The organism is uncultured Veillonella sp., from assembly GCF_938010505.1.
Classification (GTDB): Bacteria; Bacillota; Negativicutes; order Veillonellales; family Veillonellaceae; genus Veillonella.
Genome location: NZ_CALLVP010000070.1, coordinates 21,289 through 27,378 on the forward strand (window position 1 = coordinate 21,289; position 6,090 = coordinate 27,378).

Here is a 6,090-nt window from a genome sequence, read left to right on the forward strand (position 1 = left end):
GGAATTATGAGCGAATTACTATTTAATGAACTCCCTAGACCGACGTTCAGATGGTTACGTGTTAACCATACTGTAGGCTCTCTAGTTGGAGAAGATACAGCAGTTCAATCTATCGCTGTTGAAGCGAATGAAAATATACTTTTACCATTGCCTGTAGGAACGGCATTATTAGAAGGCAAATACGAAGGTGCTAATAAAGAAGCTGTTCAAGCCTTGGTGGGAAAAGTAGAAGGTTATGCTATTAATGTTCCTGCAAATGGTAAAGAAGTTGTAGGTATCCACATTGATGCTACAGCTCGTGTAGCTAATCGTTTCCAATTCATCGTTGGTGAAGGTGCTGAACTAGAAGTACAATTTTACGTAACTGGTTCTGGTGATGTTGCAACTAATATTAGCTACTTAAATGAATACGATGTAAAAGAAGGCGGTAAAGTTGTGGTGAAGAAGGTAAATCTTTTACCTGAACACGTGCAACATATCGAGCATCGTTACACTAAGTTAGAAGATAAAGCGGATGTAGAATATATTAATATCGAAATCGGTGGCAGTGAAAACATCTTGAATTACTATCATGATTTAGTAGGTCAAGAATCTCACATTGCTCACGACATTGCTTACCTTGGCAGTAAAGAGCAAAAGTTTGATATTTCTATGGTTATGAGTCATGGCGGCAAAAAATCTGTCAGCGACATCCATAACTTAGGTGCTCTTAGTGGCAATGCAAAAAAATCTTTCCGTGGTACTCTTGATTTCCTTAATGGTGCAACTGCTTCTGAAGGGGCAGAAGAAGATATTTGCTTATTATTAGATCCTACTGTAAAATCTGTTTCTTTGCCGCTCTTATTGTGTAAAGAAGATAATGTAGTGGGTAATCATGCAGCAAGTGCAGGCCAAATTGATCATAATAAATTGTTCTACCTCATGAGCCGTGGTTTCAGTGAAGTAGAAGCAAAACATATTATTGTTGAATCTATGATTCGTCCTATTATCGATCGCATTGGTGATGAAACGATTGAAGAAGCAGCATTAGCAGCTGTACGTAATAAAATTTAAAGAGGCGTTTTTATGAGACCTATTGCAGAAGCATACAAAGACTTTCCAATATTACATAAAGAGCATAATGGGCATCGTGTTATCTATTTAGATAGCGGTGCCACTGCACAAATTCCACAAGTAGTAGTGGATCGTGTTGTAGAACATATGACTCAGCATAATGGCAACCCTCACCGTGGTTCCCATGTTTTGGCTATTGAAGCCTCTGAAGCTTATGAAAATGCTCGAGATCGTGTAGTAGAATTTATCAATGCCCGTGAGCGAGAAGAGGTTATTTTTACTCGAAATACGACAGAATCTATGAATTTAATTGCTCATAGTTATGGTCTTAACAACCTTAAAGCGGGCGATAAAATCATTATTACTGTTGCTGAACATCATGCAAATCTCGTTACATGGCAATATGTAGCAGAAAAAACAGGGGCTGCATTGGAATATATGTACCTTGATGAAAGTGGTCATTTAAAAGCTGGAGAAATTGATAAAATCGATGAATCCACTAAGATTGTTGCTTTTGCTCATATTAGTAATGTTCTGGGTATGGAGTTCCCTGTAAAAGAATTGACTGAAAAAGCACACTCTGTTGGTGCCGTTGTCATTCTTGATGGTGCTCAATCTACGCCTCATAAAAAAATTGACGTTCAAGCATTAGATTGTGATTTCTTTGTGTTCTCTGGACATAAGATGTGTGCATCTCAGGGTATTGGCGTCCTATATGGTAAACGTGAATTGCTAGAAGCAATGCCTCCATTCTTATTGGGTGGCGATATGATTGAATATGTAAAAGAGCAATCTGCCACATTTAATGAATTACCTTATAAATTTGAAGCTGGTACTCCGAATGCAGATGGTGCTGTTTCGTTACATGCAGCTATCGATTACTTAGAATCCTTTGGTATGGATACTATCGAAGCTTATGAAGAAGAATTAGTTGCTTATATTCTGCCTAAATTGTTAGAATTACCTCATGTTAATGTTATCGGATCCCAAAATCCTAAAGAGAAGCATGGTGTTATTGCTTTCACTATAGATGACGTACATCCTCATGATGTAGCAACTATCTTGGATGCAAAAGGTATTTGCGTTCGTTCTGGTCATCATTGCGCGCAACCATTAGGGGCATTCTATAAAGTATCCGCATCTACTCGTTTAAGTATGTACTTGTATACTCGTAAGGAAGATTTAGATGCCTTCCTCGAAGTATTGAAGACTGTTCGTTCAGTCATGGGCTTTAAAGATTAGGAGATTTACCATCAATGGAAATGGATCAATTATATACGGAACTTATTTTGGAACATAACCAAGATAAACGTAATAAATATGAGTTAGCAGAATTTACAACTTCAGAACATGGTCATAACCCTAGCTGTGGTGATGATTTAACTTTACAACTCAATGTAATAGATGGAATTGTAAAAGATGCAGCATACACTGGTTCTGGTTGTGCTATTAGCCAAGCATCTGCGTCTATGATGATTGACATTATCAAAGGCAAATCTGTAGAAGAAGCACTGCGATTAGTTGAAGTTTTCTTAGGTATGATTAAAAAAGAAATTACCGATGAAAGTGAATTAGAACAATTAGAAGATGCTATGGCATTGCAAAATATTTCCAATATGCCAGCTCGTGTTAAATGTGCTGTTCTTGCATGGCACACATTAAAAGAGGCTTTAAAGAAATAATATGAAAAAGACGATATTATTTGATCTAGATGGAACCTTAACAGACTCTCAAGAGGGGATTCTTAAAAGTATTACATTCGCATTGGAACATTTTGGTTATAATGTGCCTGATGAGGAAACATTGCAATTTTTCTTAGGTCCGCCTTTGGTAGATGCTTTTCAAGAACATTGTGGCATGACCTTTGAACAAGCGGAAGAGACATACTTTAAGTTTCGTGAACGTTATGGAACGATTGGTAAGTTTGAAAATACCGTATATCCAAATATTGTAGACTTATTGGCTAAATGTAAAACAGAACAATATACAATTGCTCTAGCTACTGCAAAACCAGAACATTATGCTAAGGATATTTTAGATCATTTTGAATTGACACCTTACTTTGATGTCATTGTAGGTGCTAATTACGAAACTGGATTATTACACAAGAAAGAAATTCTTGAAAAAGCCCTTACCCTTTGTGGTAATTCATTAACGGATGAAAATGGTCGTCGCATGGCATTCATGGTTGGTGATCGTAAGTACGATGTGGAGGCGGCTAATGAACTTGGTTGTATTTCTATTGGTGTTACTTATGGTTACGGTACAGAATCAGAACTAAAAGAAGCTGATGCCGAATATCTCTGTGATGATGTCGATGAAATTGCAGACGTTCTAGATCTTGAAGCCTTGATGGTTCGTAGATAAATTAATTTATAGTTTAAATTAAATATTAGCTATAATAAAAAGCTAGATTCCTCTAGCTTTTTGTTATATGGTTAAAAATTTTAACTTAAATTCAACATACTCGAGAGCTACAATATTAATTGTTATATTGCATAAAAGGACTGCCCATAGGGCAGTCCTTTTGTGTTATTTCTTTAAGCCGCTTTTTTTAGCTAATGTTTTGATAACCTTGGCACTTTGTTTTTTTAATTTGCCGCCTGTTTGTTTGAGTTGGATTCTTGTACGAGATACACGGCCTAAAGTAGTGATTCTAGTTTTACGACGTGGTTTCATATCGCGCTCGTTACCAAAGTCGCCGCGTTGCACACTCGTTGCTTTTACCTTTTCTGCTCTGAAAGACTTACGTAATGCTTTCATAATTAATGTAAGAGGTAAAGATTGCTCGAAAGAATACAAATCAATTGCTACATAACCGAGTGCAGGATATGTATGCAATGTAAAGTGAAAGCCTGGTGCAACAGAAAGGAGGGCAATCTCCTCATCCATAACCTGACAACTGATTTCATCAACATCGAGTTCTGCCAAATCAAATGCAGTAGCTACACTTTCTTGTACAGCTGTAGCGGATGAAATTGCATCTTCATCGCAGGAATATAAATCAATCAACATTTCTTGTCCTAATGCTTCTGCCATAACAACACCTTCTTTCGGAATATAATATCTTATTTATTATACATAGAATTAAAGATTAAGTCCAATTATATGAGAATAAAGTAAAGGCCAAATGTGAATTCCATGAAGTTTGACTTATATGTTGACTAAGGTCAAAAAGTCAAATATAATAGAATTATGTTAAAGAACAAATAGTCAAAAACTATATTACATATAATTTTAAAGGGGTGTTTTTTATGAGTATGATAGCTGATAAAATAGAAAAATTTATATTAGACCGTATGCGTGAAGAACAAGAAAAATTAATATTGAAACGCAATGAATTAGCGGACGAACTGGACTGTGCTCCATCTCAAATAAGCTATGTATTAAGCACACGCTTTTCTAATGAGCGTGGTTTTGATGTCGAATCAAGACGAGGCTTAGGTGGCTATATTCGGATTACAAAATTAAACCCAGGGAGCTCTGATTCTTTGCCAGCTGTAACAACGTATCGTATTTACGAAGGACCAAATACAGTGGAGCGATTAATTGATATGCGAGATGTAGATCAATCATTATTTCAATTATTACAATCTGAAAAAATTACCCGTCGTGAAGCTCAATTGATGCACAATTCTTTTGCTACATTGATCGAAAATGTGGATATTGAAGAACGTAATGATGCTGTTCGTCAATTGTACGCAACAATGGTGGATACACTACGGAAGGAGTGATGATCTATGTTATGTGATCATTGCCATAAAAATGAAGCTACTATCCATATGACCAATATCGTAAATAATCAAAAGACAGAACAACATTTTTGTAGTACTTGTGTCAGCGAGTTACAACAAGAGGGGAAATTGTCTCCTTACAGTTCTTTTTTGAATGATATGTGGGATAATAGCTTTTTCACCAATGATTTCTTTAAGAATATGGTTTATCCAGACAACTTATTAAAATCTCATCAATCCAAGAGATGTCCTCAGTGCGATATTACTTATGATGAATTCAATCGGGTAGGTAAGTTTGGCTGTGGTCAATGCTATGAGACTTTTAATAGTGAAATAGATCCATTATTAGAACGAATTCAAGGTAGTTCTGAGTATGAAGGAACGGTACCTAGTCGTGGTACAAATGTATTTAAAGCAAAATATGAAGTAAAGAAATTGCGTCATCAATTAGATACAGCTATTCAAGCTGAAAATTTTGAAGAAGCCGCAATCTTAAGAGATAAAATTAAAGAGTTAGAAGTCATCATCGATGGTGATAAAAAGTAGGAGGTTCTCATGTTAGATACTATATTGGACTCTCCGCTAAGTCAGTGGTTATGTCAGGATACTGAAGCGACTGACCACATTGTAATTTCAAGTCGTATACGATTGGCTAGAAACTTTGATGGAATACTGTTTACTAATCGCAATGATACGGCTTCCTTGGAAAAAGTGAATACTATTTCTAGAGGCTTATTGCAGGTATTAAAAGAGTCTGATGGACATCAATATTCTAATATTAGCCTTGAGCAATTAAGTCAAAGTGAACGTGCTGTTTTAGTTGAAAAGCATTTAATGAGTCCTGCTTTAGAGGAAAAATTACCATGTCGTAATTTAGTCGTATCTGATGATGCTTCTATTGTGATTATGGTAAATGAAGAGGATCATTTACGTATTCAATCTATGACTTCTGGACTTAAATTGCAAGAAGCCTATGACCATGCTGTACAAATTGATAAGGCTATCGAAGCAAAACATTCTTATGCCTTTGATGAGCAATTTGGTTATTTAACTGCTTGTCCTACTAATGTGGGCACGGGGTTGCGAGCATCTGTTATGCTACATTTGCCTGCGTTGACAATGTCAGGTCGTATTACACGACTCATTCGTAGCATAATTCAATTAGGTTACTCTGTACGTGGATTGTATGGTGAAGGGTCCGAAGCTTTGGGCTGTATTTACCAAATTTCTAATCAAAGAACAATGGGAATTAGTGAAGAAGCAACTATTGAGCAATTGAATAAAATCGTAGAAGGAATTATTG

Annotated in this window: 8 protein-coding genes; 7 read left to right on the top strand and 1 reads right to left on the bottom strand. The window is 36.1% G+C overall.

The window, feature by feature from the left end; all coding sequences use genetic code 11:
* The first annotated feature begins 6 nt into the window (after positions 1–6).
* Genes Q0507_RS04110 through Q0507_RS04125 form a run of 4 tightly spaced genes read left to right on the top strand, consistent with a single transcriptional unit; the run spans position 7 to position 3,420 of the window.
* The gene (locus Q0507_RS04110) at positions 7–1,053 is read left to right on the top strand and encodes a SufD family Fe-S cluster assembly protein (protein ID WP_298712819.1); all 1,047 of its coding nucleotides are present in this window, start codon (positions 7–9) and stop codon (positions 1,051–1,053) included.
* A gap of 12 nt (positions 1,054–1,065) precedes the next feature.
* Positions 1,066–2,295 carry a SufS family cysteine desulfurase gene (locus tag Q0507_RS04115; RefSeq protein ID WP_298712822.1) on the top strand — a complete coding sequence of 410 codons (1,230 nt, stop codon included), beginning with the start codon at positions 1,066–1,068 and terminating at the stop codon, positions 2,293–2,295.
* 14 nt (positions 2,296–2,309) lie between these two features.
* Positions 2,310–2,735, top strand: a complete 426-nt coding sequence (sufU, locus tag Q0507_RS04120) for a Fe-S cluster assembly sulfur transfer protein SufU (protein WP_298712825.1) — start codon at positions 2,310–2,312, stop codon at positions 2,733–2,735.
* Between the two features lies 1 nt (position 2,736).
* Complete coding sequence (locus tag Q0507_RS04125) at positions 2,737–3,420, top strand: HAD hydrolase-like protein (RefSeq protein ID WP_298712828.1); 684 nt, start codon at positions 2,737–2,739, stop codon at positions 3,418–3,420.
* A gap of 165 nt (positions 3,421–3,585) precedes the next feature.
* Here Q0507_RS04125 and Q0507_RS04130 read toward each other — a convergent pair whose 3' ends face one another.
* Positions 3,586–4,092 (bottom strand): S-adenosylmethionine decarboxylase family protein, encoded by a 507-nt coding sequence (locus Q0507_RS04130; RefSeq protein WP_298712831.1) that lies wholly within the window; start codon positions 4,090–4,092, stop codon positions 3,586–3,588.
* 215 nt (positions 4,093–4,307) lie between these two features.
* On the opposite strand from Q0507_RS04130, the gene Q0507_RS04135 reads away from it, so the two are divergent.
* From Q0507_RS04135 to Q0507_RS04145, 3 genes are all read left to right on the top strand, one after another.
* Positions 4,308–4,787 carry a CtsR family transcriptional regulator gene (locus tag Q0507_RS04135; protein ID WP_298712834.1) on the top strand — a complete coding sequence of 160 codons (480 nt, stop codon included), beginning with the start codon at positions 4,308–4,310 and terminating at the stop codon, positions 4,785–4,787.
* A gap of 6 nt (positions 4,788–4,793) precedes the next feature.
* The gene (locus Q0507_RS04140; RefSeq protein WP_298712837.1) at positions 4,794–5,333 is read left to right on the top strand and encodes a UvrB/UvrC motif-containing protein; all 540 of its coding nucleotides are present in this window, start codon (positions 4,794–4,796) and stop codon (positions 5,331–5,333) included.
* Between the two features lie 9 nt (positions 5,334–5,342).
* A partial coding sequence (locus tag Q0507_RS04145; RefSeq protein ID WP_298712840.1) for an ATP--guanido phosphotransferase occupies positions 5,343–6,090 on the top strand: 748 nt, incomplete at its 3' end.

Excerpts from the sequence above, each read along its gene's own strand:
- Q0507_RS04130 (WP_298712831.1), bottom strand. The coding sequence starts at position 4,092 with ATGGCAGAAGCATTAGGACAAGAAATGTTGATTGATTTATATTCCTGC.
- Q0507_RS04135 (WP_298712834.1), top strand. The coding sequence starts at position 4,308 with ATGAGTATGATAGCTGATAAAATAGAAAAATTTATATTAGACCGTATG.
- sufU (WP_298712825.1), top strand. The coding sequence starts at position 2,310 with ATGGAAATGGATCAATTATATACGGAACTTATTTTGGAACATAACCAA.
- Q0507_RS04115 (WP_298712822.1), top strand. The coding sequence starts at position 1,066 with ATGAGACCTATTGCAGAAGCATACAAAGACTTTCCAATATTACATAAA.
- Q0507_RS04140 (WP_298712837.1), top strand. The coding sequence starts at position 4,794 with ATGTTATGTGATCATTGCCATAAAAATGAAGCTACTATCCATATGACC.
- Q0507_RS04110 (WP_298712819.1), top strand. The coding sequence starts at position 7 with ATGAGCGAATTACTATTTAATGAACTCCCTAGACCGACGTTCAGATGG.
- Q0507_RS04125 (WP_298712828.1), top strand. The coding sequence starts at position 2,737 with ATGAAAAAGACGATATTATTTGATCTAGATGGAACCTTAACAGACTCT.